General features: G+C 47.1%; 28 protein-coding genes. 5 read left to right on the forward strand and 23 right to left on the reverse strand.

Annotation, left to right across the window (positions count from 1 at the left end):
- Positions 1-64: 64 nt before the first annotated feature.
- The 15 genes from ABD892_RS08355 to ABD892_RS08425 form a co-directional block, all read right to left on the reverse strand.
- A complete protein-coding gene (locus tag ABD892_RS08355; protein WP_345195039.1) occupies positions 65-1,576 on the reverse strand; it encodes a conjugal transfer protein TraG N-terminal domain-containing protein in 1,512 nt (503 codons plus the stop codon).
- Positions 1,577-1,584: 8 nt separating this feature from the next.
- Positions 1,585-3,003: a conjugal transfer protein TraH gene (locus ABD892_RS08360; RefSeq protein ID WP_345195041.1), complete on the reverse strand. Its 1,419-nt coding sequence runs from the start codon at positions 3,001-3,003 to the stop codon at positions 1,585-1,587.
- A complete protein-coding gene (gene traF, locus ABD892_RS08365) occupies positions 3,000-4,001 on the reverse strand; it encodes a conjugal transfer protein TraF (RefSeq protein WP_345195042.1) in 1,002 nt (333 codons plus the stop codon). Before traF ends, ABD892_RS08360 begins: the two co-directional genes overlap by 4 nt.
- A gap of 127 nt (positions 4,002-4,128) precedes the next feature.
- Positions 4,129-4,380, reverse strand: coding sequence for a hypothetical protein (locus ABD892_RS08370; protein WP_345195044.1), 252 nt, complete (start codon positions 4,378-4,380; stop codon positions 4,129-4,131).
- A gap of 15 nt (positions 4,381-4,395) precedes the next feature.
- Positions 4,396-5,502 carry a DUF7146 domain-containing protein gene (locus ABD892_RS08375; protein WP_345195045.1) on the reverse strand — a complete coding sequence of 369 codons (1,107 nt, stop codon included), beginning with the start codon at positions 5,500-5,502 and terminating at the stop codon, positions 4,396-4,398.
- An 81-nt stretch (positions 5,503-5,583) separates the two neighbouring features.
- On the reverse strand, positions 5,584-6,033 hold the full coding sequence (locus ABD892_RS08380; RefSeq protein ID WP_345195046.1) for a hypothetical protein: 450 nt from the start codon (positions 6,031-6,033) through the stop codon (positions 5,584-5,586).
- 92 nt (positions 6,034-6,125) lie between these two features.
- Entirely contained in the window at positions 6,126-6,593 is a 468-nt protein-coding gene (locus ABD892_RS08385) for a hypothetical protein (protein WP_345195047.1), read from the reverse strand.
- Positions 6,594-6,670: 77 nt separating this feature from the next.
- The gene (locus ABD892_RS08390; RefSeq protein WP_345195048.1) at positions 6,671-8,386 is read right to left on the reverse strand and encodes a VWA domain-containing protein; all 1,716 of its coding nucleotides are present in this window, start codon (positions 8,384-8,386) and stop codon (positions 6,671-6,673) included.
- A 68-nt stretch (positions 8,387-8,454) separates the two neighbouring features.
- Positions 8,455-9,471, reverse strand: coding sequence for a DUF3150 domain-containing protein (locus ABD892_RS08395; protein ID WP_345195050.1), 1,017 nt, complete (start codon positions 9,469-9,471; stop codon positions 8,455-8,457).
- A 73-nt stretch (positions 9,472-9,544) separates the two neighbouring features.
- Positions 9,545-10,336 carry a hypothetical protein gene (locus tag ABD892_RS08400; RefSeq protein ID WP_345195051.1) on the reverse strand — a complete coding sequence of 264 codons (792 nt, stop codon included), beginning with the start codon at positions 10,334-10,336 and terminating at the stop codon, positions 9,545-9,547.
- A gap of 81 nt (positions 10,337-10,417) precedes the next feature.
- On the reverse strand, positions 10,418-11,389 hold the full coding sequence (locus ABD892_RS08405; protein WP_425559205.1) for an AAA family ATPase: 972 nt from the start codon (positions 11,387-11,389) through the stop codon (positions 10,418-10,420).
- Between the two features lie 178 nt (positions 11,390-11,567).
- Positions 11,568-12,614, reverse strand: coding sequence for a YqaJ viral recombinase family nuclease (locus ABD892_RS08410; protein WP_345195052.1), 1,047 nt, complete (start codon positions 12,612-12,614; stop codon positions 11,568-11,570).
- A gap of 372 nt (positions 12,615-12,986) precedes the next feature.
- Positions 12,987-13,952, reverse strand: a complete 966-nt coding sequence (locus ABD892_RS08415; protein ID WP_345195054.1) for a recombinase RecT — start codon at positions 13,950-13,952, stop codon at positions 12,987-12,989.
- A gap of 75 nt (positions 13,953-14,027) precedes the next feature.
- Positions 14,028-14,237 carry a hypothetical protein gene (locus ABD892_RS08420; protein WP_345195055.1) on the reverse strand — a complete coding sequence of 70 codons (210 nt, stop codon included), beginning with the start codon at positions 14,235-14,237 and terminating at the stop codon, positions 14,028-14,030.
- Positions 14,238-14,333: 96 nt separating this feature from the next.
- Complete coding sequence (locus tag ABD892_RS08425; RefSeq protein WP_345195056.1) at positions 14,334-14,624, reverse strand: hypothetical protein; 291 nt, start codon at positions 14,622-14,624, stop codon at positions 14,334-14,336.
- 486 nt (positions 14,625-15,110) lie between these two features.
- Here ABD892_RS08425 and ABD892_RS08430 point away from each other — a divergent pair, with 486 nt between their 5' ends.
- Positions 15,111-15,905, forward strand: a complete 795-nt coding sequence (locus tag ABD892_RS08430) for a hypothetical protein (RefSeq protein ID WP_345195058.1) — start codon at positions 15,111-15,113, stop codon at positions 15,903-15,905.
- 152 nt (positions 15,906-16,057) lie between these two features.
- Here the strand turns inward: ABD892_RS08430 and ABD892_RS08435 are convergent, their stop codons facing one another.
- Together ABD892_RS08435 and ABD892_RS08440 are read right to left on the reverse strand one after the other, a co-directional pair.
- Positions 16,058-17,395, reverse strand: a complete 1,338-nt coding sequence (locus ABD892_RS08435) for an ATP-binding protein (protein ID WP_345195059.1) — start codon at positions 17,393-17,395, stop codon at positions 16,058-16,060.
- Positions 17,396-17,433: 38 nt separating this feature from the next.
- Positions 17,434-18,453 (reverse strand): tyrosine-type recombinase/integrase, encoded by a 1,020-nt coding sequence (locus ABD892_RS08440; RefSeq protein WP_345195060.1) that lies wholly within the window; start codon positions 18,451-18,453, stop codon positions 17,434-17,436.
- 1,311 nt (positions 18,454-19,764) lie between these two features.
- Between ABD892_RS08440 and ABD892_RS08445 the strand changes: the two genes are divergently transcribed.
- From ABD892_RS08445 to ABD892_RS08460, 4 genes are all read left to right on the forward strand, one after another.
- Complete coding sequence (locus ABD892_RS08445; RefSeq protein WP_345195061.1) at positions 19,765-20,652, forward strand: hypothetical protein; 888 nt, start codon at positions 19,765-19,767, stop codon at positions 20,650-20,652.
- A gap of 171 nt (positions 20,653-20,823) precedes the next feature.
- Entirely contained in the window at positions 20,824-21,216 is a 393-nt protein-coding gene (locus tag ABD892_RS08450) for a hypothetical protein (RefSeq protein ID WP_345195063.1), read from the forward strand.
- Between the two features lie 149 nt (positions 21,217-21,365).
- Positions 21,366-21,641 (forward strand): hypothetical protein, encoded by a 276-nt coding sequence (locus ABD892_RS08455; protein ID WP_345195064.1) that lies wholly within the window; start codon positions 21,366-21,368, stop codon positions 21,639-21,641.
- Positions 21,638-21,820, forward strand: a complete 183-nt coding sequence (locus ABD892_RS08460) for a hypothetical protein (RefSeq protein WP_345195065.1) — start codon at positions 21,638-21,640, stop codon at positions 21,818-21,820. The genes ABD892_RS08455 and ABD892_RS08460 overlap by 4 nt, the downstream gene beginning before the upstream one ends.
- Before the next feature lie 83 nt (positions 21,821-21,903).
- On the opposite strand, the gene ABD892_RS08465 is transcribed toward ABD892_RS08460, so the two are convergent.
- The 6 genes from ABD892_RS08465 to ABD892_RS08490 form a co-directional block, all read right to left on the reverse strand.
- A complete protein-coding gene (locus tag ABD892_RS08465; RefSeq protein ID WP_345195066.1) occupies positions 21,904-22,758 on the reverse strand; it encodes a GNAT family N-acetyltransferase in 855 nt (284 codons plus the stop codon).
- Between the two features lie 372 nt (positions 22,759-23,130).
- Positions 23,131-23,913: a DUF2628 domain-containing protein gene (locus ABD892_RS08470; protein WP_345195067.1), complete on the reverse strand. Its 783-nt coding sequence runs from the start codon at positions 23,911-23,913 to the stop codon at positions 23,131-23,133.
- 123 nt (positions 23,914-24,036) lie between these two features.
- A complete protein-coding gene (locus tag ABD892_RS08475) occupies positions 24,037-24,234 on the reverse strand; it encodes a hypothetical protein (RefSeq protein ID WP_345195068.1) in 198 nt (65 codons plus the stop codon).
- 289 nt (positions 24,235-24,523) lie between these two features.
- Complete coding sequence (locus ABD892_RS08480) at positions 24,524-25,009, reverse strand: hypothetical protein (RefSeq protein WP_345195069.1); 486 nt, start codon at positions 25,007-25,009, stop codon at positions 24,524-24,526.
- 68 nt (positions 25,010-25,077) lie between these two features.
- Positions 25,078-25,302, reverse strand: coding sequence for a hypothetical protein (locus ABD892_RS08485; RefSeq protein WP_345195070.1), 225 nt, complete (start codon positions 25,300-25,302; stop codon positions 25,078-25,080).
- A gap of 12 nt (positions 25,303-25,314) precedes the next feature.
- Complete coding sequence (locus tag ABD892_RS08490) at positions 25,315-26,058, reverse strand: endonuclease (protein ID WP_345195071.1); 744 nt, start codon at positions 26,056-26,058, stop codon at positions 25,315-25,317.
- Positions 26,059-26,157: the final 99 nt, after the last annotated feature.

Raw genomic sequence — 26,157 nt, forward strand, 5'->3', positions numbered from 1 at the left:
GCGTTTTGTGCAAAAACTGTACTCTGTTGCCAAAAGTACGGCCAGCTTGCTCACATTCCCAAGGTTAAGCGGGATTTAAGGTCGATAAAGAGGAAACTGCGTCGGGTGTACCATTTCCGTAGAAGCCGGTAGTCTGGTTGCCTGACCATCCAATATTGTGGTTCAGAACCGGCGGGGCATTCATGGTGTCAGGCGATACCTTTTTCTCATTGATGAAATCGCCACCTTGCATGCGTCCCATCAGAGACGTAGCCGTTACTGCAGAACCGTAAATCAGCATCAGTGATAATGCCGGTATAGACGCAGCCATCATCCCCCCCATGGAAAGCCATGTCTGGAGTGTTTTGTCTGCCATCTGGATAGAAGCCAGAGAAGCAAAGCCCGAGCCTGCTGATAAGGCGATCAGTTCATTGCCTGCAACAGTGAGAATATAGAGATTCACGACAGCCAGAAGCGGTTGCCACAGCTGTATCCAGATCAACAAAATCAGGTATTTGCCAGCGAGTTGTACGCCTTTTGATCCGGTCACCACCAGGAATGCAGCCAGTGGCGTAATGGCGAAGACAAACGATTCCATGAACGCCATCATTGGTCGGACAATATTCATGAACAGTGAGCCTTCCGCTGCCCACTGGGTATTGCGCTGGTTAATGGCATCATTGACCATAGCTGCATATGCGGGTTGGCGATACTCGATGTATTTGGCGTGAGCAGCGTCAAAAAAAACAGGTTCAAGCGTCGATGCCAGCACGTATTTCTGTGCATTTTCTGCCGATAACCCTAGAGACTGAATCGCTTTGCCGAGCCGATCCTTTGGTGTTTCCCCAGGCTGTAGGCTCAGGTGTTTACCGAGGGTAGTGAAGATGTTGCCTGCTGTTGTCCCTGTGGTGGCGTTTTTTAGCAGAGGGTAGGCTTCCTTGCAGGTTTTGTATTCGCGCTGGCCAAGATAGATTTCTGTACCATACACGTTATGGTCAAACCGCAGGCCTTCAACAAAATCTGACGCAAAATAGACGTCTTTGGGGGTTTTCTCACCGATGTCGATACCTACCAAGGTGCATTCCTTGATGTAGTTATGCCAGGATGCCTGAAGGTTGTTGGTTGGAGAGGTGGTTAAGGCTTCTGCCATCCCCATGTTGTACATTGTGGACTGGCGAACAGTAGCCAGGACCGAAAGGGGATCAACAAAACCGTAGTTACTCATCGTCGCTGTCGAGAAGCCCTGTTCGAACTTCTCCGTTAAAAATCGGCCAGCCTGGGTGACTATACTGCCAGCAGCAAAGGCCAGTGGCACATTATCGACCCGCTTAACCTCATTGGTGTAAACGTCGTGAATGGCAACCGACGTAGTGGTGTAAAACCCGCCATAAATGATGATGAACCCTATCAGGAGATGCTGAAACTCAGGGAACTTCCCGCCCTGAGATAGTCCGTGAAACGAGAGCCCTATCACTCCAAGCAAGGCGCCCAGTACGACCATGGAACGGAAACCGTCATCGTTCACCACCATAGCAACGCCATTGAACACAGCATACAGAAAATTGCTATCTCCAACAGAATAGATATCCCAGATCATCGGTTGCCTCAGATGTTGCCAGTAGTTGCAGGTTTGCTGTTAGGTTGAGCTGTATTAGAGCTGCCAGAGTAGAGATACCCTTTCATTTTCAGATAGGTCATGTGCTTGCCATACTCATCCCGAACATCGCTGAGCCGACCATAGTGATCATAGAGTGAGGCTAATTCTGAATGGATAGCCTCAATTCGCTCGGAAACCTGTTTATAGGCTTTGTCGGCATCAGGGTCAGAGCTGTATGACAGCACCTGGAGCGTGGTGTTAGCGACTTGGCGTACATAACCATCAACCAGCGATAGCGCGATAATGGGGGAAGCGAAACTACCAAAGTCATTGGCAACATCAACGTCAATTGTGGACAGGTTACGGAGCATAGCGCCCACCTGGGCAGGTGCGTTCACCATGAAGGCTTTAGTATGTTCGTTGGTCACGGGTTTATTCGTGCGGAAGTGCTCAAGAATACTGTTAGGGCCATCGACCAACATCTCAGCAACAAAGGTACGCATTCCCTTAACATCGACTGTTTTTACTTTAGGATTCAGGCAACCATTGGCATCCTGTTTCTGGCAGTCATAAATTTTAAGTTCACCACCTGCCAGCAGGTTTTCAGCAGAGATCGTGCCGAAATAAGGCCTGATCGGGTTAGATTTCCCCTTGCCATCACCGTTGTCCTGAAGATCCTCTTTGACGATTGTTCCAGTGAGTGACATAACTGCTTCGAGCATGTCCGAGTTTTGGTTAGATACAAACCATTTGTTGAGCTGTTGCTCGTTGATAATGCGCCAGACGACATTCCCGGTGACGGTTTTTGCATACTCAGTGGGATTGTTAGCCTTCTGAATTTCGACGGGCTCTTTGTTTTCTGTCTGGCCGCTGGACTCAAACATGTCGCCATAGCCCGAGACCATGTTATCCAGAGAGGAGGAAATGTTGGTGGTTGCGGTCGAGATTCGATCCCATGTGGCCGGTATCCCGCCGCTGGCCAGTTCACAGGAGTTAATGTTCAGGCTATTCACTTCACTGGCGATATTTCGCAATTCCTCCACCGTTTGCTGGCAGGGTTTGCAGATCGTCGAGAACGCGACGTTAAAGCCATAGGCAAGGGCATTGGATGCAATGCTACGCATCATTTGGATCATCTGGTCTTTGTTGATGAAGGAGAATGCCCCCCCGTACATGTCGATGCCGCCGCAACCAGCACTGAACCCGGGAGGTGACATCGCCAGCAGATTCGAGTCCATGATTTTGTTTCGGGCATGGAAAGCGCCACCTGACAATACGCCTCTAGTCTGGCCTTGATAGGCTGACGGGTTGGTCGTATTCGTCATGGAGCCAAACATATCCTTGAGAGAACTCTCCAGACCGGCATGTAGGTAGCTGGGCGAGAGTGCAAGCGTTATCGATATTGCTACAGCAAGGCACTTTTTCATTCGACAGAGGCCCCTGTTCTATTAATGAGATCCATGAAAACCGGTGGGACGTTCGGAATCGACTCCAATCCACGATCAGTACGCATGATGTTGTTGAGTGGACGGGATTCATCCAGTTCTTCTTCGGATATCCAGCCTGCGCGAAGTGCAGCTGTGGTTATGCGGTTCTTAATGTCAGAAAATGACAATAGTCCTTGGCCTATCGGTTCGAGTTGTGAGGTGGCGGGGTCGGCAAGAAACAGGGCAGGGGTTGCCTGAATGTTAAGCATTCGCGCCTGACCGTTGTCAGCCAGGAAATCTGGATAGGCGCCGCTGGGCATTGGTAGACCATCAATGGAGATAGCTTGCACGGTGAAGCCGTATAAGCGTTCCAGGTTCTGCAACAACGGGACTTGTTTCTCGCAGAATGAACAAGAAGAGAGAAAAAAGAAAAATATCCCTTTGTTCGCTGCTATGGAGCGAAGCAGGTTGTCGGTTTCAGTACTGCTCTTTTGGTTATAGGCTTTGGCAGCGAAATCGGATACTGGCCGGCGAGCCGTTTCATCCAGCAGGGGATCGCCTAAAACAACTCTGGTGCTCACTTCAGCGAATCGGGAGGACTTGTCCATTGCCACCCGTTCAAGAAATTTATAGGCGCGAACATTCTCAAGAGTAGGATTATCGATCGCCTTATCCAGATAAATGGGCATCTGCTCACGCAACCATTCAACCGATAAAGGTTCAGGTTCCAGCGCCTGTTCAGGTTCTTTGGTATGGGGAGGTGGCGGCTCAACAGGGGCAGGGGAGGGGGTAACCGTTTCAGGCTCTTTTTGTTCTTCTGGCTCAATGTCAATTTTGTACCAGAACCAGCCCTGTTCCTTGTCGTCAAAGTAGTTACTGGACAGGGACGATCCCGTGTCATTGGTTTGAGAAGCGTATACAAGGCATGTAAAGGAAATACCTGCCATGCAAAGCATCAGCAGTAGAAACTGCATATACCGTTGAGGAAATAATGACATGAATACATCTTGCTGAAACGTTTTGGCTATTGTGCCTTTCTTGAAAATTAATTTTTCCCGATTGGTTCAATATTGTTGAACGATATAAAGAAAAAACCGGCCACAAGGACCGGTTTCTCAGGGGGGATCACATTCTCAAGGCTGACAAGATTTCGTTGGCCTCAAGAAAAAACTGACCCTTTATTTTAATGGGTGAATGGCTGGCAAAGCGGGCGCAGCACAGAATCCTCTGCCCCCAATCCAGCGTTTTCAGCCGGTGTCGCATGAGTACGAGGTATTCCTCTCGCCCTCCCTCCCAGCCCGGGGGCGGGGAGAATGGGCAGGAATTGCTCGCACCAATATCGGTTTCAATCACTGCGGCTGAAAAGCAGCCTGACATATCCATATTTCCTCCTTAGTGGGTGCGAAATGCGGGAAAACCCATTCGCCCCATGGCAGTCATGACATCAGCCCAGTCCCGGCTCTTCTCGCCATCAACCAACGGCATGGGTGGAACATTAACCCTGCACTGTATCCCTTTGTTCGTCAGTTGGCTTTTCAGGGCATGCGCCGCTTTAACGCCCGCTTTAGAACGATCAAGGTCACACCAGATCCAGATTTCCCTAACACCGGCAGGCGGTATGAATTTCTGGAGCATGGATGCGCTGACGCAGGGCCAGACGGTTTGCCCGGTGGTGACTGAAACGGCCAATGCCGTCTCAATTCCCTCCGCTACGCCTAAAATGGCGCCAGGCTCACCGATCCGGATAGCACCACCTGTCATTGATACCCCGGGGGGTAATGGCATTATCTTCTTCGCTGATGGCGCACTCTCTTTCCATGGGAATGCGTTTGGCGATAACTTTTTGCCTTCTTTGTCCAGAAAGGTGCGATGCAACGTGACGGGTTTCCCCGCTTTGTCGCTCACCAGTGATACCAGACAGGGCATATTTCCCTGGCACGTACCTTCATGGTAATAGGGCATGGCCGGATGAAATCGGATAACGGGTTTCAGGCCGACAATATGCCGTGTTGCCGAAAAACCACGTCGCACGAAATACATACGACCTACTTCAGATTCAGCGTGCTCAAGAGGTAGGGATTCCTGCCAGATGGCATTCATCTGTTTCTTGCGTTGCTCGCCTTTCTTCTTTTCCTCATCCGATAGCGGTCTGTGAACCTGTTGAACGCTCCTTTGTACAGGTTTGACCGTATCCTGACTGGTCAGGTTGAGATGGCCGGCCAGTTGGTTAATGGTAGTTTTGAAGTCCCAGTCATTGACCCATTGCAGCAGGCTGATACCTCCTGCAAACGAACCACAACTGCTACAGATTCCACCACCTGTCTCATTCGAATCCTTGAACAATCGAAACCCGTCAGGGCTGTCATGTTGCGGATTCGGGCAGCGAACGTGCCTGCCATTTTTGCTGACGGCGTCATCCAACGCCGGTGCCAGTGATCTGAAAATATCCAGCCATTGACCCCGGGCGTGATCCTGTACCGTTCGATAGTCAATAAACATCGTTAATACCCCTTAAGTGATTATTGCAATCAAGCCAGTCGTGAAAACTGGCTTGAATCAATAATTAAGAAAGGACTGGAATCAGATTCGGGAAATATGCGTCAAGAGACCATACATATATCCGTCATCATCAACAGGCCAACCGTTTTTGTTTTCATATGACAAATCCACTAACTCAGGGGTTTTGTTATCAACCCACAAGTCCTTTTCTTTGTCGTAAAACAGGATCATGTTATGGAACAGCCAGTCGAAACAGATGTCACCGGCCTGGCCGTTCTCATTAATTTCGCGCCCCTTGTCAATTGAATGTCGTGCCACAATATCTGGCATGAGTCCGCATGACGTTTCAGCATCCATAACAAATGGGCTATCCGTTCCGAACGCTGATACTGCGTGTTGAATAATGGCTTCAACCATATCATTCCGCAGTTTCAGTGTTGCCTGATCAACCGGAGCCATCTCCTCACTAAATGCGCAGGTTAGAGCCGTGCAGACAGCTTCAGCCAGCGCCTGTGTCGTATCAACAGTCATTACAGAACTCCAAAAAAGCGGAGTCACTACTCCCCATCGGGAATAGTGAAACCCCGATGGGAAGGAAGGTTTACCGGTGACAACCGGTTACATCAGCAGTAATCCCAGATTCGCTTATGAACCCGAACGACGAGATCCTTGACCTTTTCACGTAGCTCTTGCGGGCAAACCAGACAGCTCTCACAGCAGAGTGTGAAGCAGAAAGGATGCATGTCATCTGACATCATCCAGCCTGCCACATCCTCTTTCGTGTCCCTACCGGTTCGCGCATCAAGAAATACCCTGAGAGAGTCAAGAAGCAGTGCTTCTCTCATTGCCAGAATATCTGAATCACCCCAGGTAAAGGTGTTGCCACCATTAACCGTTGTGTCTTCAGATTTAAGGCCCAGGAGAATATCAAGCAAGTCAATTTGATTTGCTTCCGGATCAGGATACGTGATCCTTTTAGAATTAGACTTGGGTTTCCTTTTAATACCGGTGTTACCGTTATCAAAGGCCGCCAAAGTGATTAATTGCTCCGAAAACATGTCAAACGTATCAGTGCAACGTGTTTTAAGCATGATTGCATCCTCAAAAAAAAGGGATGCAACCTATCCCTCCGGGATAAATTACATCCCGTAGGGGTTATGAAATGAGGCTATGCAGCCTTTAATAAGGATTTGGAAATATTGAACATGACCTTTTTCAATTGGGTTACGTCCAACACCACCTCTGCAACAGGAAACAGCGTCTTAACATAAGACGCATATTGTCCTATTCCTATACCAACAAGCTCTATACCCGAACGGGCACATCGCTTGACCAGTGAGTGAACAGCATCAGGATCGTCCGGTTCGCCATCTGTAATGATGAACAGGATTTTCCGTGGTTCAGGTTGAAGCATGAGCTGCTGCAATCCGTGCCACATACCGTAGTGCATGGGTGTACAACCAGAGGTATGTACACGAGTCAAAACATCAGCAGCCATCTTCGATGACTGACCGTGCGGCATGATGCAATTTACATTGTGCTCATAAAATTGTCCCGGAAATGAGCTGGAGCCAATGTTGACGCCAGGTATCCGTTCCAGAGCAATTGATAACGCCAACAGGCATTCTTTGGCTACATCAAGGAGAGTAACCATAGAGTCGCTTGTGACTTTATTGCTCATAGAGCCAGATACATCCAGGCTAAAATGGACAGCAGCATTGGGCTTGATCCCTTCTGACCGACGTTCAAACACCCGACTGTCACCAGTCAGAATGCGCGTCAATCTGGGACCAGAAAGCCTTCTGCCACTACTCGCACTTCTAGCCTTGCTCATCGTTTCAGCCTGGATGATGCCATGCAGTTGCGCTGACAGCTTCGCAGACTCGGAACGCACCTTTTTCAGCAAATCAGAGCCGGTATTTCTACCAGCAGGCAAAATGCCTACTTTGGGTGAACCATAGTCGTAAGCTAGATCATCAGGGGCATTTTCCGATTTTGAGATCATTTCATCAGCAATCCGGCTGAAGAAATCCTCTGGAAGAGCACCCTTATCCGCTGAAAGCAGTTCCCGTATAGCATTTTCCAATCCACTCTGGTCATTCTGGCCGTCTTGGTTGCCTTGGCTTCCACTCTGGTCATTCTGGCCAGCTTGGTTGCCTTGGCTTCCACTCTGGTCACTCTGGCCAGCTTGGTTGCCTTGGTTTCCACTCTGGTCATTCTGGCCAGCCTGGTTGCTCTGTTGGGCTTGCTGCTTCAGATCATCCTTTATCATTTTCAAGATGCGTTTTGCCAGATCTCGCGCCTCTCCAGTGCTGGCTAAGCGTTCAACCTGTTCAAGCAACACATCAAGTCTCACAACCATGCCCGCCGTAAAGCAGCTTTCCAGTGCATCACGCGAGAGTTCCGCCAGCGGCTCAAGGCAAGCTTGGGCCAAAACGGTACTTCTCAGGTGAGTCAACAGATAACTGCTCAGTATGGCGGCGGGGTGATCGTCCGGCTTGGGCGCCTCCATCTTTCCACTCAACACAAAATCCTCGAAAAGTTTCGTGATCGTGTTTCGTGTACCAGGGAAGGGCTTGGCCATTTCCTTTTCAATCCTGACATCCTCAATGATATTGAGGATATGTTGCAGAATTGGGCTCTTACTATTGGCAGGAACGGCCTTCCAGTCGGTGTATCGGACATGAGCTGCCTCATGTGCGAGATAACCCCAGACCAGCTCCGCCTCCTTCTTCGATTTAGGATCAAACGCAGGAATCGTGATGGTTTCGCCATCTGTATAGGCGTCACTACCACATACCCTGATTTTTACCCCGAACTTGTTGCCGAGCGATGTTGCCACGATGGGCAGCGCGTTCATGACGCAATTAGGGTTGTATTTCATGATGAGTCTCCATCTGTAATCGACGACAGAGACCCTTCCCAGACGGGAAAGGTCCCGTCATGGGTGGGTTAGAAATAGAACACAGAAGATTGTTGTGCCGGCGCATCAGGGATGCTGGCAGGCTCAATCTTTTTCTCAGGCTCCGGTTCTGCATCCGGCATCCCCTTGTCAATTTCTGACAATGGGACATCGGGTACGGCAACAGTCGAAACGACTGGAGCCGGTGCTTCCGGTAAAACTATCTGAGGCTGGCTGACACAAACCCCGTTGGAGTTTGCTTCGGCATACGCAATCATCTTGTCCTTGTCGGACAGGATGAACATCAGCCCAATAACTTCAGAGAACTGCTGGCCAACAATAGGACCGGTTTTCGGCAGTGTTCCCAGGAGGTTCCTGATGTAATCGCAAATCACGAGTGCCTTTGAATCCAGGAATGACAGACATTCCAGCTTCGTGAGCAACCGCTTGATGGGAGACAGTGTTTTCTGGCCTAGCTGGGATCGCCCTACGAATGTCTGGTTGAGACAATCGCCGGCTTCCTTCGCTATTTCGTCAAACAGTGTGCCGCCCATGCGACCGACCTGCCGCTCCAGTTGTTGCGGCGCTGTTGCGCTGCCTTCAACCTTGTATACGGCATAGTCAAACAGGAATTTGTTCCTGACCACGGAAAGCGGCAAAACCGCCTTCTTCAACGCATCCTCAAAGGAGGGGTGCTTGGTGATCCAGTCATCAATCGACTGGTTGTAATGCGTGCAGAAATGTTCCAGGGCATCTTCAAACTCGGTTTTTATCTGCGCAAGCTCAGATACAACCTTGTCAGAAACGGACACGGGAATGGCATAACCACCCATGAACCTGATACCAAAGCCATCACAGACTCTATCCGCCTTCTTGCGTAGTTTCTGGAAGACCCGAAGATCATCAGGATTGCAGATCTTCTTGGCGCCCAGTGAAACCACATCACGACCGGGAAGGTCATCGCTTGAAATAGCGATGTCCTCGGCCTTCAGGCTACGGCGCCCAGACCAAATGGAACATTCGACGTTTATCGCGTCGATTTTGTTAAGAACGTCTTTGTATTGCATGGTTTGAGCCTCATACAGAAGGGACAAACCATGACCCCTATGGGGCTTGATTTGCCCCGTTAGGGAAGTGTGATCAGAAGAAGTAGACGGGAACGGAGCTCTCGATTGCAGAAAGATCGATTGGCCTGGTCAGTAACCCCAGGTCAATTGCTATATCTTTCAACGACGAAGAACTGTTCACGGTGATACCGAAATGCTCCTGGAAGAAACGGTCTTCTTCCTTGAGGTTTTCGGGACAAACAAAATTGCCATCATCATCAACAATATTGATGATGTTCCGGTCGAATGCAGCCCTTAGCTCCATGCTCAGAGCCAGAAGAAACAGCATCGACACCACCTGAAATGAGCAACAATCGAGGGTAAAACCACCCCTCTGATCATTTTCAAAACGGATGGATTGGCCATCATCAAACGTTAAGAGTGCGTCAGTTGTGCCTTTGGATAACGGCATTTCTGCCTGATACCCATCGGGCAATCTGCTTTTGACGTGCTCAAGAACACGAACAAACTTTTGCCACTCAAGGCCAGCCAGCTTCCCTGTTAGCTGTACATACACGAGCTTCTGTTGAGCAGAGGCCAGCTCCGGTGCAGGGCTATCGTCAATCATGGACAGCAGGCCGGTGTTACGATCAACACGACCCTGGCCAATAAATTGATACCCCTTCATTTCCTTGGCGTTGGCTCTACGACTCATTTCTGCGTTACTAGCGTCGATTGATTTACAGCGCATACGTTTTCCCGTTGCACCGTAGATCACCGTTAACGGTGATTTGGTATTGCTGGGGCCACTACCAAAGCAGCACCCCCAGTCTTTCGACGTACCATCACCATTATCGAATCGATAGATATCAAAAATGTCGTTCATTGCAGTCACCTGATGGGATGAGCGAATGCACGACTCCCTGGCGGGAATAGGCACCCGCTCATGGGTTGGTATTAAAGGCTGTTAAGCCCAGTGATCGCCAAAGATATCCTTGGCAATTTGATGAATAGCAATTCGCTCCTCTTCTTCAGCCCGAGCAGTCAGGCTTCGGAACAGGGCGTACTCAATGGCGTTTGGGTTGGCTGGAGAGCGTACCCGCAGCGTCTTGCGTGCCCACCGAACCAGGGTCCGGGTGGAAAACGTGACACTCAGGGAAATATCGCTATCCGCTTCACCAATGAAGATCCTGCGAACCTCGTTGGCTACGCTGATCATTTTCTGGCGAAGTTCCTCGGGCAAAGCACCTGCGGATTTGGCCAGAATGAAAGATTCGATTTCCTCATCCGGATAAGTAGCCTCCAGTAAGGAAAAACGATCCATAAAAGCACCATTCTGACGGAGAACCCCTTGGTACAAGCCAGAGGAATCACCGGCGCCATTTGAGTTTGCCGTCGCCACCACCCTGAATTTTTCGTGGGGAGTAATAACCTCTCCACCATTCGAGGCGATGATCAAAGGCGAACCTTCAAGGATGCCGTTAAGTCCTGCCAGCTCGCTGGGGTCAACGAGATCGATTTCATTCAGAATCAAGATGTGTCCATGTTTAACAGCGTTCGCCAGAGGTCCATACATGAACTGCATGGAACCATTGACCAGCGTGTGCTGCCCAACAAGGTCAGACAACTCCATTCTACCGTGACAGGTAACATCCTGAACCGGCCAGTGCAGGCGAGCTGCAATCTGACGAATCAACGATGTCTTGCCACAACCAGTTGGACCATGGATATAGAATCCATCGCCATCCGGATCTTCCAGAAAACCATACACGTCACGGAACTGTTCTTTTCGGAACACATAGCCCGCATCAATGTTGGGTATTGCCGGATGATCGGATTCCAGAAAACCCTCCATGAATAAGCCGTTAGCCTCGGGAAGACCGAAGGTTTCAGCTACATCGATCAGAGCGGTGGTTCTGTTTTCATTATAAGAGATCATGGTTCTATCCTCAGAAACGAGGATGCAGATACCCCCGGACGGGGTTATCTGACATACCCCGTGGGCGGTAAAAAGACACAATGCGGCCGTATGCAAAACATACAGTTACACATGTGGTGTGATGGTAGAGCGAACCAGATAGGGTTATCTGGGCTTTAATCGGTAAAGGCGTAATCTTCTAAAAGAAGAATGTCCTCACCTCACCTTGCGGTGGTTGCGGGGGAAGAGTGGCCGGCGGCGTATCGGGTATCTCCGGATCGGTGACACCAAGATTGCTGATAGCCTCTCTACTCGCAGTTACTCTGATTGACACTGCACCCGGGCGGGAAAATTCCGCCAGGTCACTGTCTGTCAGTGTTATTCCATGTGATTCGCAGAGAGCGAAGCACACAGCTTTCCAGTCAACAACGTCGGAACGCACGGTCTTGGTGACCTGAACACCTGAATACTTTCCTTTATGGAATGTTCCAAGAAGTTCTGTGAGTTCCTTTTTGACTGCCTTTTCCTCTTTGGCAAGCTCTTTGAGCGTTGCCTCCAGGGGCTCAATCTGACGTTTAACCTGGCAATACCTGACCGCGCAATCATCCCATCTTTCCAAATCGGAACTTGGAATGAGAATGTCACGTTCAGGATCCTTTTCAGGCTCAATGTCATTTTTCACCATCATGATGAAGTCCATGGCTCTTTCAAGAAGGGATTCAATATAGTTGTCGTCCCTCTGTATCCGGCACTTGAGCAGTGGCTTTCCTTTGCAATAGAAGCAAAGCCAGCCGGTGGTTACATCAGCAACCAAAAGCTGAAACTGCACTTGCGCAAAATACATTTGAAAGGCTTCAGATTTCGCCTTGTTATTCAACACATCCTCATACGTTTTCTCCGCTGGACACTTCAGTTCAACAATCTGGTCATCGACCGAAAGCCCATCAAGAGACGCTTTAAGGAAGTGGTGATCATCATGCTCAATGCAAAGGGGCAGCAGTGGCGACATGCCAAGCTGACTCTCTGCTTCCTCTCTGGCTTCATCCTCTTGTGCAATACCTCTCTGCACATGGGGATTTTTAGACAGATCAGGTGGTGTGATAACACCTTTCTTCTCTGCCCATAGCTGCCAAAGCGTTTTGTAGGGACTGATCCCCATGAGCACCGGCGCATCCGACGCCGAAATGCCATCCTGTCTCCAGGCATACCAGGCAGGCGTGCGTTGAGCCACGTTAATTATTCTCATCGCAATATCCTCAAGTTCGGGATATTGCCCCCAAAGGGAAATATCCCTTGTGGGGTTAGAAAAAGACAATGATTCAGTGAATCAGGGTCTCGGTACTGACAAGCAGCCCCGTGAAACTGTCAAAAATTGACAGTGACGGGTCGTTCGGGACATCAACATAAAACACACTTTGCATTCCGCTAGGTACTGTTTTTATGACGCTAACCGATTTGCCTGCATATCTATCATGTAGCGTTTGGATGACGCTTTCAGGGGTATCACAATGCTGATCATCCCCGAAGTTTCTGATTAGAAATTTCATATATATCCTCAAAAAAAGCCTGGCAACCAGCTTCCATTTCAAAAATGGAAACCGGAAGCCCCGAGGCAAGGTTAGGCAGCTTGTGCAGTACGCAGCTCATTGAGCGCAAACGCAAGCGCGTTAGCGTCATTCTTCAGGCGATCTCTGAAAGTCTCCTCGGCTGCTGCCCAAGAACCCTTCTGTCGCCCGTAGGAAATGACATTTTTGATAAAGGTTAATTTCCTTTCTTCGATTTGAGACTCAACTACCGGAGCAGTTTCAGCTTCAACTACCAGAGCAGGTTCAGCTTCAACTACCTGAGCAGGTTCAGCTTCAACTACCGGAGCAGGTTCAGCTTCAACTACCAGAGCAGGTTCAGCTTCAACTACCTGAGTAGGTTCAGCTTCAACTACCTGAGCTGGGCTGTAGACCACTGGTTCTGGTATCACGACTTCAGCGTTGCCAGCCTCAATAATGCGCTGACCTTCGTCTTCTTCGTAGATACCACCAATGCCATATACCTGCCGGCAGCACTGCGTAAACGCCTTGTGCCTGAGCATCCGTATGGTATGTGTCTGCCATGGGCCTCGCTTGCCTTTGAAGGCGGGGCGATAAGCCTCTGACAAATACTCCCTCACGGAAACGGGATGTTCCCAATCACGGCGGTAGATGGTGCATTCAATCCATTCTGGACACTCCTTTGCATCCCCATCGGGACGTGTGGTGGTGTCGCAGTAGGTGAACGAATGGCCGTTATGACTCGGATTGCTTGATGCAATCTTGAACCATCCATCTACGCCAACAATGGGAATGTACCTTCCCGACCGGGGATCCGGCATCGGGTATATTTCCTTGCAGAAAGGGTCCAGGTTGTAACGATCACAAAGGATCAGAAACGCCATCTGGTCTATCGGGGATACCGTGTCGCCCGGACGGGGCTTGAACACGGTGTTGATCAACGCATCCTGAATTTTTTTCGCATCACACTGATAGCGTTCAGCGAAACGAACCAGGACAGATTTGTTGGCTTCTGGAGAAGCCTGCACTTGATTGGACATGATTGAACTCCTAATTGGGAAATATGGAGCACAACATGTCCCCAAAGGGGGTGTTGTACCCCAATGGGTGATATATCAGTTGAGCAAAAGGGCTATCACATCGACCATGCTTGGCCGTTTCGCGTCATCAAACAACGATTTGGCCAGCTCAATATGGCTGGGCTGACACTCAACAGGACGCCTTCTTGCGAGGGGTCTGCCGGTTTCCTCCGCCAAAATTGAGTAGAAAGCATAATCAACAGCGAGCAAATCTCGCTTGAGATCAACGGGATTAATTGCCTGCATGGTGGGATTCTCCAAAAAGGAGATAACCACCACCCGATAGGGAAATGGTTATCCCCCGGGGGCGTGAGAACGTCGGACTATCAGAACATGATCAGATCATGCCTTGAAAGTCGGTTTGCGCAGATAAGTTGGAGCATCATAGATACTCCAGTCAGCAATACCCATTGGGTGCGCTGGCTCATAGGTGATACGCAGGTCAGAAGCGGGAACGAAGTCAGAATCTGACTCGCTCACTCTCTTAACCTCTGGGGTCGTTTTCTTTGCCATAGGTTTTCTGACAGCTGAGTCCGCCGGTTCAGTCTTATCGGAACCTACGAACAAGTGTGCCCAAGAAAAGCCGATGATGATGATTAAAAAGGCAATATAACTCTCAAATTCGCCAAACATTGTGCTTACTCCGTTGTGAAACGTGCAGGCACAATGACTCCCTTGCAGGAGAAATGTGTGTCCTGCACAGGGTAGGTCGATTTAGGATGCAACAAAGTACCGTATGCAAAACATACAGATACAGTTGTGGTTTGATGGTAGAGCGATCCCAGATTGGGTTATCTGGGTGCATTCTGACGAATGCCATTAAAGTCGATTTATATACGAGCTTCGAGGTGCCCGGCCATTCCGAACTCATGCAGGAATGACAACAACCGAACCCATGTCGGTTGCTCTTCGACTCTGCTAAGAGTCAGGAAGAAACCTGAAAATACAGTATTTTTGAACGCCCGTAAATCTGATCCCAATTGGATATTTTGATGCTGGTCAACTTCACTGCCAAACACAATAAGTTTCTTTTCACCGTTCAACAATGTTGAACCAATCGGGAAAAACGGCGGTCAAAAACGGGTATAAGAGGGGAGCCAATCGAAACAGGACAGCCCCATGACCCAATCACAATCTAATACTCATTCCATGCTGGCAGAAAAAGCTGAAACCCCGTTATTGCAGCCGGTACCAGCCGCAGAGAGTCAGTCAGCTAAAGATGACAGCACACCAGTCAGGAAAAAAAAGAGTTTTCGTGGTACCCGTCCATATCTTCCATATCCGCTTTCCATTAAGTCTCTACCTGCCAGACGAGTCTTTGGGCGTGAGATGTTCCGTTCATTAGGGGCTCTGTTTACGATTGATGTCGTTTTGGCAGTAGTTGCTGATCAGAAGATGTCAACGACATTAATGGATGTGGTACGGGGAAAAATTGACAAGCTCAAGGCCGAAATGAGTGCAGACATGGCACAGGTTGATGAACTCATGACCTCATGTGGCATCGTTGAGGAGGTTCGTTACAGTGATCCGTTTGAGGCCGAGGTTCGCGTCTATTCTCCAGAGGCCAGAGTAGTACTCAATCTGTTGTCCGAAATGGATAAGCTGATCAGGAAGGTCGATGTTTTGTGGTTGTCTGGGGAAATGGATTCATCGAACAGGTCGAATATCAATTTCCAGTGGCAGAATAAATTGATAAAGCTAGGAAGAAGTATTGTCAATGATGCTCGCCGTGCAATGAAAGCCGCGCACAGCAAGGGTAAGGCGGAAGAGATTGCAGCTTTACTGAAGGAATACGCTGTCACTGATGACGACTCCGACGTGAAGGATCCGCAGACATTGGCATCACTTCTGGGCAAGTCAGATGCTGAACACAAGAAACTCGACGATGAGTATCTGGCAACCGTGAAAGCCTGAGACTGGATTCCCCTCCCTGTCATTTGAATTTGAGAGGGGATTTATACAATCATAATTGTCAATAATGGACAATATCACCTCCTCCCCCACCTGCTCTAATGGTTGTTCAGGGTGTTATCCGCTCAAAAGCACCGACTGCCCCTGACAACCTCTCACCACTTTTCTTCCGCGTCAGTGATAACCTCAAGGTCCGACATCGAATAACCCTTTAACTCAACTGAATAGCCTTTCAGCTTCTGGCGTAGCCGAAGGGATTTTTCCTCAAGTCTGGAGAGGCGAATATTGGCAGGATTACGTTTGACTTCAGCAATGATGGCTGTTTTATCCAGTTCATTCAAAGCAACGATATCAATCTCATTCTGGTTACCACGCTCCCAGTAGCTGCCGATCAAACTAAATTTACCGCTGTCAGCCATGTATTCGCGAATAATCTGCTCCAGCCATAATCCGCTCCATGTTGGGTAATCCCGCTCAATGATCTGACAGATAAAGGCATAGTTCCCAATCTCAATCGCGCTGCGATAGCGATAAATAAACCGGAACCAGAAAGCCAGAAATGCATCCCGAATCCGGTACCGCAGAAGCCTGGTACCAGGATTCGCCAGCACTGGCGTATGGCGACTGAGGATATCGAAATCGTTCTCAAGGCGTTCGAGATGAGGCCCAACCGATGTTTCCAAAACCGATTCAATCTCAGGCCTACTAGTCTTACCTGAAGCAATGGCGCCCATGATGGAAAAATAGATACCGTGTTCGGGGCCAAATTCCTCCGCAAGCCGGTAATGTCCTTCTTCAAGAATCAGGCTGTGTTCATTAACCAGACTAGGCCAGATGTCCGTCCCTTTATCTGCATCCGACAACCATTCCAGATACTTTGGAACGCCACCGCTGAGCATATACCAGCTCAATAGACGTTCCGGACAGAAACGATCAGTATCTTTGAGTAGTTCGGCAATATACCGGGGTTTCAATGGTTGCAGGTTAATCCGGTGATCCGCCCTACCAAACAATGGCTCACGTTGATCCTGAAAAATACGCGTCATCAGACTGTAGAGTGAGCCGCAGCAAATCAGGTGCATGTGAGATTTTGGTTTATAGCGATCCCAAAGATCCTGCAACTCGGAAAAAAAGCCTTTGTTGACCCGATAGAGATCCTGAAACTCATCAAGAATGACTGTCAGCGGATTTGACTGACTGTACTGGAGCAGGATTTCCATAATTTCCCGTAACCGGGATGGCTTGCCAAAAACCGGGATATCGAGGGTTGCTCGTATCTGATCTGTGAACTCTTCACACAGCAGGGATTCCTGTTTTCGGGAAATAAACAGGTATAGACAGGGGGAGTCACGGAATGCACGGTTCAGAAGAGCAGTCTTTCCTACCCTCCGCCGACCTACGACCAGTGACATATGGCCAGAATGATGTGTGGCTGCTGCCTGGCTCCAGTCCTGTAGCAGAGCTAGTTCAGTTTCGCGGTTATAAAAGTTCATAATATTACTGTAGCATTAATTACAGTAATATACCTACATTAATCGTTATTATCCTTTCTGGACTGCCTGAATTTAGCCATGGCCGAGCGGCCGGCAGTAATCTTTCTGGAATACCGGTGTACCATTTGGCTGGAAGCCCAGCGGCCTGCCTGTTGAATGGCTGCGGTATCCATGTTGGCCTCAACCAGATCCTGCGCGGCACCAACCCGGGTCGAGTGCCCCGACCAGGGCTCGCCGCCAAGCATTTCGGACGCTGACCGAAAAATCCGGTAGGCAGTGGACCGGCTGATAGCCCGATCCTGAATGATTTCCTGCTTTCCGAACGGTCGTTTGATGCCACGAAAGAGGGCGCCGCTGTCTATGTTAGCGGCTTCAAGCCACTCACCGACCAGCGCCACGGTTTGATCTGACAGGAACAGTTCAGCGCCTTGTCCGGCCTGGTCAGTCTTGCTGTGGGTGAGATGAACAATCCCTGTGCCGTCGTCAGATATGGACAGATCAGAGACTTTTACCGTACATATCTCCGACGTTCGAAGCATGGCGTCATAGGCGACACTGAGCAGGGCAATATCCCGTCGCGCCGTCAGGCTGTCAATATCCGTGTAATGTGAGGTCAGCTGTTCCAGGTGTTCCAGCCGGAGCGGGTGTGCCTGTCTTGGCGCCGTTCCGTAATTCCGCCGGATTTCCTGCAAGGTATATTTGACCTCCATGGTAATGCAAGGATTATCAAGACCGGCAACCTGGTGCAACGTGGAGATCGATGACAGGTAACGCCCAAGGGTAGTGGTGGCGCGGGATGACGCCATGTATCTCAGGAACTGTTCAACCGTTGTCCGATCAGCCGGAAGCGGTCGGAGACTACGAACTGCACAGAAGGCGCAGAAAACCTTCCAGTCCGACTCGATGGCCAGCAAGGTGTTCTTCGCCAGGGCACGGCCGGCATAGGACATCCAGTGTTTCAGCCGTTCATGAATGTCCTGATCCGACAAGGGTGCCCGCGCCGTAACCAGCGACCCGGATAACGTGCCATGGTGTGAGGGTAGCCGATCGTCAGTCATGGTTTGGCTGCCGGTTGCCACCACGGGGCTTGCGACAAGGATACGCGCCGTGCAATTTCTTGAAGTCCTCCAGTAGCCAGATCCACCGCATCGCATGCCACGTCACGAACATGAAGGTCCGGGGTTTAAGTAGCTTGGGGAACGTCCAGACACCCGGAGGGAGAGAAAACTCTAAAACATTGACTGACCGGATGGCACCCAGTAAATACCAAGATGTGAAAAGGAGAACAGGTACACTGTCGTACCCGTTAAAAAAAACCCAGGTAATCAGTGGCATCAACACAATAAGATTGGATAGTACATTGTCGGCCAAGTCGATCACTAGGCTCTGAGGTTTGCGCATGGTTATATCCACTTCTTGTTTAGATGAAATGCCGGTCGAAGGGGTGCAGATTGCAACCGTTTGCACCCAACGGTTAAAAAGACCGGCGTCACCTAAGTCTGTCAATTTCTGACGGTGTGAAACGGGCGTCTTCTACGTTAGCGCCAAACGCTATACGCAAAGATCGCAGCTTATTTTCCATGGAGTACCGCCCTTTTTCATTATGACACATAATAACAATTATGTTTCTTAATAGCAGTTAGAACACGTACCGGTCATTATGTCAAGCCTAGTGCGGTAATTTTACCGCAGCGCTAGCGTTAGCGCCTAACGCCTATTGACACCGTCAATTTCTGACAATGACACCGTGCCCATTAGCACCCGGCTTGCCACACTGGACACTCACATTCATGCTACCGCGTTTCAGGAAAATGCAACGTCCATATCATGCGATACAAGATATGCCGCCTCTAACAACAGTGCGGGGGGTGTGATCGAGAATTCTCAAACCTGGCATCTAACAAAAAGTATTTACAACAATCACAAAAGTGACATTTTTTCAGTAAGATCACGCTTTACATTACAAGTAAGGACATAACACCTAGGTTTGATCACTATAAACAAGATAATGCCGTTCCAACAATGGTTGTATGAAGTTGGCGGGCGGTAGCGTCTCAGGTATTTGTGATCTGAAGCAGAAAAAGGCTTCACGAAGCACAGCGTTTCTGGCTGAAGTCCTTGCGGGGCAAGGGGCTTCATGATCTTGCCGTGGTCTGTCGACGCTTTTGAGTGAATTCAGCGTCAGAAAAGCTGAGCTGTTGTTCCATGGCTAATCTCCGGCAAGGGCTGAGTGGAGATTAGCTTATTATTGGGGACTTAATCGCAGGTTCCTTAGGCTTTTTAACCCCTGCAAAATACAAAGTAAGTCTGAGATTTTTGTGGAAAAGTAGTAATATATTTCATATTTTCTTAACTTGTTGGAATGACTGTTGAAGCACATTTTTGATTCATCTTCCTTTGTTGAAGTTTCAAGATATTTAGACGAAGCGTGTGATTGGCTAGAACGAATTAGTGTAAATTACTCAAAAACCAGAATTGCAAAATACAAAAAAATATATTCAGATCTTGCTAAGCTTCAAATCCTAGATGATTTGGAAAAATCTTCTGATGTTTATTCTTTTCCTGTTTGGATGAATGCATCTCATGAAGTCGCAGAATTAATGAGAATACATGAAGGTCTCAACAATCTTAACGATGCAGATTTAGTTAAAAGGCTAAATAATTCTTTAAAAGGTAATGAATTCTTTTCAGAAGACAAGGCCAATAGATCAGGTAGAGATATTGGTTTTGAGCTATCAATAGCCTCAAAATTTGCAAAACAGAATTTACCCATAGATTTTGGACATGATGCCGATTTAAAGGTAAATTTACCTTCAGGTGATATCTTTGTTGAATGCAAACGTTTGAAATCAAGAAATCAAATTCAAAAGAGAATCAAAGAAGGTTTAACTCAGCTACGAAAACGATATAAAACAAGTAAACATCCAGCTACTTCAAAAGGTATCTTGGTTTTATCTATATCCAAAGTAGTAAATTCTGATCTGGGTTTGCTAGAAGCAAATGATGACATTGAGCTAGGAAATAAAGCACATGCTATATGTCATGACTTTCTAAAGAAATATCAAACCTACTGGCAGAAAAGCAGAGATTCTAGAACTATGGGAGTAGCAATAGTTTTAGATTGTCCAGGTGTTATTAAGTCAAGAAATATGCTGGTAACAGCACACCAGATCGTAATGACTAACACCATTCCTACAAATAGCGATAACTATCCATTTTTCATGGAAATAGCTCGCAGTGTATTCGGCAAAGCCTAACAAATGGTTCCAGTTCGTTACAGGGCTACGCCCCAACACCCGACTCCGCCGTCGGCGGCGCGGCTGAAGCAAGCGTTAGGTGCTGTACAATAATCTCGACCTCTCAAGCTGGAAGAGTTGTCAGTCTGGTCTATCCTTACCAATTCTGTACAACCCATAAGGAGTGGCAGCATGAGTCATGATAAAGACGAACCTGATCTCAAGACGCCAACAGGCCTCAAGAAATGTAAACATGCGATCGCTACAGCAATTCGCCCTGTAGCTGATAATAGAAGTCTCCAAATGATGCGTCAGGAGCACTCAGCTCAGAAAATAATCAATGTGTCAGCGCATGTAATTTACCTAGAATCAAAGGAAATTGAAGCCAAACAACGCGAAGTTTCTCCTGACTATGTCCATCCAACAGCAAATATGCCCTCTGCAATTGAACGAGCTGCAAGTAGGTATAAGGATCGCTGTTCATCTATTGAAGGTGACAAACATTATACCAAAGTAAAGGAAATCATAGATGGCGAGGGTGTCCCTGTAACTCCCCCATCTGGAGATCCAGTTATAAATCAATAAGCATTGAACAGCTTGTTATGTACAGGGACTATGTAGGGGACAAAACAGTAAATAGCTGAGCAATCCCACCTTTATCGTTCAGACACTGGTTTGAACTACTACATACGGGGTAGTTCATTCACTCTCTGACATGAGAAGGGAGTAATAATGTGACCATAAAAGAACTAATTCAACACCTTTCCAAGCATCCTGACGATCTACATGTTATGGTTCGGGCGTATGAACAAGGCTTTGATATAGTTAGTCAACTGGAGAGGGCAACGTTATTCAAAAACCCTACTGATCATGAATATGAGGGTAATTTTATTTATCAGGATGACAGGAAGATTTTAAAATCTCGCCGCCTCTTTGGGCAAGATGTCTATCCTATGCAAGAAAACGAAGAAATTTTAGATACCCTGATCCTGCATGGAGACTCCCGATGACTGAAAAATCAGAACGTAAATGGCCTGTGATAGAAGACCTGCCAGAGCATGAACAGAAGCCTTTTTATGAATGGCTAAGAGGGCAGACCTGCCCAGTCAATGAAGATGGCTCTCATGGATATTACCAATGGGATTATGATCGCTGGAAGGCTGGTTTAAAGCCGTTTCAGCACATTTAATATCACAATTTTCTCGGGCTTATCATCAGATCGGCTCCCTCTCCCCCTGGTGCATTTATTAATTCTATGTGCTCCTGCCATTTTCACATCTCATTCATAGGAGTCTTCCAAAAAGCAAGCTGCGTTGCAAAGGCTTCAGGACCTCCACAATCGCCATGTGTCACTTTATACTCCCCCGCTCTCACCAAAGGCCAACCCCTGATGGCCAGATGTAAAGACAATGTTGTTTCAGCGGTCACCCGTAAATCTTCATTCTTTTCGCCCCACTCATGCTCTATCCAGTGAAGACAATCTCCATCATTTCGAACAGAAATCAGAGGAAAATAACTCCTATCATTTTGTACATAGAGCTTTAACCAGCTATCGCTTTCCACAACTTTATAATCCGGTAAGCTTTTCATTCGCACAAAATTAAGGCCATCATTCCAGTGAAGTAGCCAGTAACCATTGTGGAGATAAAAATTTACAGCTGATTTCCATTGGTATTCAGTCTGAAGTCTAATGCCGGCCATGTTAATTGAACAGGCTAAATTATAGATATCCTGTAAAATCAGTTTAGAAAAACTCATATTTCGATATTCAGGCAGGATATATAGCCCCTCTATCACCATTAAACTGCGGCTGCCTGACGAAATGGATTCATAGGATGGTATAGCAAATATTCCAGCAATTTTATTTTGATAGATAAGGAAATATCTGGTGAAGTATTTTGAGTAGGCGCGTATCATTTTTTTATTGTGTTCATCCTCAAAATCTTCCGGATAAATACTGCCAGTATTTTCATCTGTTATCGAATTTTCAAAACCATGCCACTGAACAATACTCTGCCAGTTATCAGGATCTACAGGCCGATACTTCTTTGATGGCAAGTCATATTCAGCTAAGACCGTTTGCTCCTCATTTAGGTTTTTTACTTTATTACTGCTATTCGTAGTCATTTTCTTCCATCTATGGCTAAGCACAATCCCCCTACAGGCTAGCCCAGATCGGTCATGTTTCAACCCTGTTGATACCGCATTCTGTAGATGACTACTCCAATGACTTTGTCGTGTAGCTTCTCTGAACGGGAGATACCGATATTTTCTGATTGAACCTTTTTATCATGAAAATACACGATTTTTGTAACTATCGTTTTTCGGGAATCGAATACAGAATTATTATATATAATTAAATTAATCTAAGTTACTAAGAGTATCTCAAGAAATAGGCTAGAGTTGTTTTTGACTTGTAGGCAGATTTATTAGCTACATTTGTTACTACTACAATCAACTAGGTGGGCGTGTAAATAGTTCACGCCCACAAGAGGTTTTTTATAACCCAAATACGTTTACGTAGAACTCATCACCATTGTCAGTCAACTCAATTGTATATTTTATAGGAAACGAACGGGTTCCATTAACTCCTGTAACCTCCATGTCTGCGGCACATTGATAGGATCCTGTTTGCTCATTGGTAGATGTTGTTCTTATCGACTTAACAGACATGTCTAAGTTATTAGCTAAAGCTCCATAAACCTTCAACTTGTCTTGTGCAATTTGCACAACTAGATCTGTTGCTTCTGAACTACCACATTCCGGTACTCCAGAACTAAAGGCTCCAAGAGTTAATAATAGAAAAATAAAGGAGCCGACAAGATAACCAGCAATGCCCTTTTGATTGCTGAACACCTTTGACATTTTCGGCCACATTACTTCATTCTTAGTAATGAACTTATAGTAATCGTAATTTGCCAATTGCGCACAGATTACATATGGAATAACCCAAAGCAGGACACTAGGCAGGCTTAAACCTAAAACAGTTTCAATCAATGAGAAAATGCCACTGAAAATCCAGATTGAACCTAGAATTATTGAACCTTTAAGCCACATCCTTTTGCTGAAGTAATAGAAAGGTCCAAAAATAAAAGCTAACCAGTTAAAAGTTACCTTTTGCTTTTCTTTAAATGAAAGTTCTTTGAACGCTGGACTTTTCACGGCAGAAAAAATAAATTTTTCATCCGCCCCAATTTTCGATAAAAGATCAAACTTTTCTAACCATTTTGCACAAAGTCCAGTTGTGTTCTTTGTGTTTTTCTCGAATGTAGACTCAGACATGATCATCCCTTATTACTACTACAAATACCCAACACATTCAATATTGTTGGCTATCACAAACAAATTAACGTATTCATCTGTGTATATATAAAATCAAATAACATTTAATCAAATAATGGGCAACTACCACTCACTACGCCATTCTATGTTTCCATCTTTATCTTTTTTTATTTCTATTGACGATCTAAGTACGCGCTCAGTCATGACAGTCAGTGCTGCCTGACATTCCTCGTCAAGTTCATCTACCGTAAATCTATTAGAATTGCATTCTCTAGCTTTTGCTTCAGCTTCGGTTATATTTATCACGATAATAGTATTCATCCTTCTGGCATCCTATCATCGCTAGAAGAACCATTATAACTGCTAGATTTTTGCTCACTTTAATGACTCCTTCAACTTAAAGTAGCAATTGGAATTTGGTGGATGATCCTGCACATAACCCGTTTTAATCTGGCTTGCGCCGGCCGGATAAGGAATTAATAGCAGGATCGTCCCATAACAAAATCTATCATAGAATGGAAACGTAACACTTGTCTTGCATCAAAAAAACGCAATAGTATTTAAACTATTGCGTTAATGGGTATCGAGCGAGTAGAAACATAACCTGTTTCTAATTATCAATCTGCTCTGATGCCTTGTCAATAACATACTCTAAATAATCATCAATAGTCATACCTAACGAAGCAGAATTATTGATAATTCGTTCATAATTATTGATATTAACTTTCAGCCGATGAGTATTCTTGTATCGATCCCCTTCGATATATTTTAATTGCCTGGCTCCGGACAGCATTTTTTTCCGACCTTCAGCAGTTAAGTATTCGCGTATAAACTCTTCAAAAAGTTCGTAATTTATATCAAGAATAAAATCTTCCTTTTGAAAAATACATTCCTCCATGAGAAGACGTCCGATCTTATCCTTGTATCCTAATGAATTTTTATGCTCATCTTTGATAAGAGCAACAAATCGTTCCCCCTCATCATTAACCAGTGCTCGTTTTAAATATTCAGCGCAATATTGTCCATTCTTGACATTAATGATTTTACGGCCTGGCCTTGCCGATACACTTTGAAGATTCTGTTTTTCTGTCAACATAATGAAACCTAGAAAAGAGCGAGGCAATCCACACACTCTTTTCTATGGTACTGAATAAGAAATATAAATCAATCCAGCTCAGGCAGACCTTCTTTCGCTATTAGCTCCCTGATTTTTCTCGCGCTTTTCTCAAGCTCCCTTTCCATCTCCCGGGTTTTGCGCTGCTGCCCTATTTTGGTGATCCGGTTTCCCATGGCAAAAACCTCAGGCAGTGAACATTTCCGCAACACCTGCTCAAGCTTATCCTTTCTTGCCAGCACATCCAGGACTAACTGTTTTTCCGCATTATCCATTCAAGACCTCCCCTATTTGCCGCAGGATCGAACCACATACTGATTCTGAACGCCCATAACTTTTGCGACCTCGGAGTGTCTCGCGCATTCATGCTTAGTCGCCGGATACATCCGATCCCAGGCCGAGAGTAGCCGGGACTGTTCTTTAGAAAGTGATATACCGTACTGGTCCGACATGTAGAGATATGCCCGCGCCGCAGTTCCTTTGGCTCCATCAGGCGGCTCAGCCTGCTTATTTTTGAAGTCAATTTTCATTGGGCAATTGCCATACATATCCATTCCAGGATTTCCCCTCCACGCGCTGAATCGGTAGTTAGAACGGTCTCCATTAACCTCGCCTATGGACGGGAAGAGATTATGCATATCGGCTTCCGCCTTTCTGAACCAGGGGTCATTTTTACTACAGTTCTTCCGGCCACCCTCCTTCCAGCAGGCAAGATTCCCTTGGCGAGCAATGTTGTAGGCCGGCATGACATGCTCCCATTCAATCCTGTTTGCCCGGGTTGGTTGCTTCCGTACCTGATACCCAATCCTATCCAGTTCTGGAAGCCCTTTTTTGCCTTGCCATTTGATCGGTGCTTCACAATAAATGGTTGTTTGATCCTTCAACTTGCCTTGATAGAGTTTAACCAGCTCTTTCTTGGCTTTCGGATAGGATGTGGGCTGTGTAGCCTGCACTGTCGTAGATGCAGTGGCTAACGCAATTAAGCAGCAACCACTCAGGCAATGTGCTGAAAGTCTTTTGAGCGTGTTCAAACCAATGCTTCCCCGATGTTGTCAGCACCGATTTAAAATGTCCACTTTCCACCGATTGGATTTGACCTCCCGATTAACCCTTTCATGGCCGATATTTCT

The sequence above is a fragment of the Kistimonas scapharcae genome (assembly GCF_039540975.1).
Taxonomy (GTDB): domain Bacteria; phylum Pseudomonadota; class Gammaproteobacteria; order Pseudomonadales; family Endozoicomonadaceae; genus Kistimonas; species Kistimonas scapharcae.

Excerpts from the sequence above, each read along its gene's own strand:
- ABD892_RS08355 (WP_345195039.1), bottom strand. The coding sequence starts at position 1,576 with ATGATCTGGGATATCTATTCTGTTGGAGATAGCAATTTTCTGTATGCT.
- ABD892_RS08360 (WP_345195041.1), bottom strand. The coding sequence starts at position 3,003 with ATGAAAAAGTGCCTTGCTGTAGCAATATCGATAACGCTTGCACTCTCG.
- traF (WP_345195042.1), bottom strand. The coding sequence starts at position 4,001 with ATGTCATTATTTCCTCAACGGTATATGCAGTTTCTACTGCTGATGCTT.
- ABD892_RS08370 (WP_345195044.1), bottom strand. The coding sequence starts at position 4,380 with ATGTCAGGCTGCTTTTCAGCCGCAGTGATTGAAACCGATATTGGTGCG.
- ABD892_RS08375 (WP_345195045.1), bottom strand. The coding sequence starts at position 5,502 with ATGTTTATTGACTATCGAACGGTACAGGATCACGCCCGGGGTCAATGG.
- ABD892_RS08380 (WP_345195046.1), bottom strand. The coding sequence starts at position 6,033 with ATGACTGTTGATACGACACAGGCGCTGGCTGAAGCTGTCTGCACGGCT.
- ABD892_RS08385 (WP_345195047.1), bottom strand. The coding sequence starts at position 6,593 with ATGCTTAAAACACGTTGCACTGATACGTTTGACATGTTTTCGGAGCAA.
- ABD892_RS08390 (WP_345195048.1), bottom strand. The coding sequence starts at position 8,386 with ATGAAATACAACCCTAATTGCGTCATGAACGCGCTGCCCATCGTGGCA.
- ABD892_RS08395 (WP_345195050.1), bottom strand. The coding sequence starts at position 9,471 with ATGCAATACAAAGACGTTCTTAACAAAATCGACGCGATAAACGTCGAA.
- ABD892_RS08400 (WP_345195051.1), bottom strand. The coding sequence starts at position 10,336 with ATGAACGACATTTTTGATATCTATCGATTCGATAATGGTGATGGTACG.
- ABD892_RS08405 (WP_425559205.1), bottom strand. The coding sequence starts at position 11,389 with ATGATCTCTTATAATGAAAACAGAACCACCGCTCTGATCGATGTAGCT.
- ABD892_RS08410 (WP_345195052.1), bottom strand. The coding sequence starts at position 12,614 with ATGAGAATAATTAACGTGGCTCAACGCACGCCTGCCTGGTATGCCTGG.
- ABD892_RS08415 (WP_345195054.1), bottom strand. The coding sequence starts at position 13,952 with ATGTCCAATCAAGTGCAGGCTTCTCCAGAAGCCAACAAATCTGTCCTG.
- ABD892_RS08420 (WP_345195055.1), bottom strand. The coding sequence starts at position 14,237 with ATGCAGGCAATTAATCCCGTTGATCTCAAGCGAGATTTGCTCGCTGTT.
- ABD892_RS08425 (WP_345195056.1), bottom strand. The coding sequence starts at position 14,624 with ATGTTTGGCGAATTTGAGAGTTATATTGCCTTTTTAATCATCATCATC.
- ABD892_RS08430 (WP_345195058.1), top strand. The coding sequence starts at position 15,111 with ATGACCCAATCACAATCTAATACTCATTCCATGCTGGCAGAAAAAGCT.
- ABD892_RS08435 (WP_345195059.1), bottom strand. The coding sequence starts at position 17,395 with ATGAACTTTTATAACCGCGAAACTGAACTAGCTCTGCTACAGGACTGG.
- ABD892_RS08440 (WP_345195060.1), bottom strand. The coding sequence starts at position 18,453 with ATGACTGACGATCGGCTACCCTCACACCATGGCACGTTATCCGGGTCG.
- ABD892_RS08450 (WP_345195063.1), top strand. The coding sequence starts at position 20,824 with ATGAGTCATGATAAAGACGAACCTGATCTCAAGACGCCAACAGGCCTC.
- ABD892_RS08460 (WP_345195065.1), top strand. The coding sequence starts at position 21,638 with ATGACTGAAAAATCAGAACGTAAATGGCCTGTGATAGAAGACCTGCCA.
- ABD892_RS08465 (WP_345195066.1), bottom strand. The coding sequence starts at position 22,758 with ATGACTACGAATAGCAGTAATAAAGTAAAAAACCTAAATGAGGAGCAA.
- ABD892_RS08470 (WP_345195067.1), bottom strand. The coding sequence starts at position 23,913 with ATGTCTGAGTCTACATTCGAGAAAAACACAAAGAACACAACTGGACTT.
- ABD892_RS08475 (WP_345195068.1), bottom strand. The coding sequence starts at position 24,234 with ATGAATACTATTATCGTGATAAATATAACCGAAGCTGAAGCAAAAGCT.
- ABD892_RS08480 (WP_345195069.1), bottom strand. The coding sequence starts at position 25,009 with ATGTTGACAGAAAAACAGAATCTTCAAAGTGTATCGGCAAGGCCAGGC.
- ABD892_RS08485 (WP_345195070.1), bottom strand. The coding sequence starts at position 25,302 with ATGGATAATGCGGAAAAACAGTTAGTCCTGGATGTGCTGGCAAGAAAG.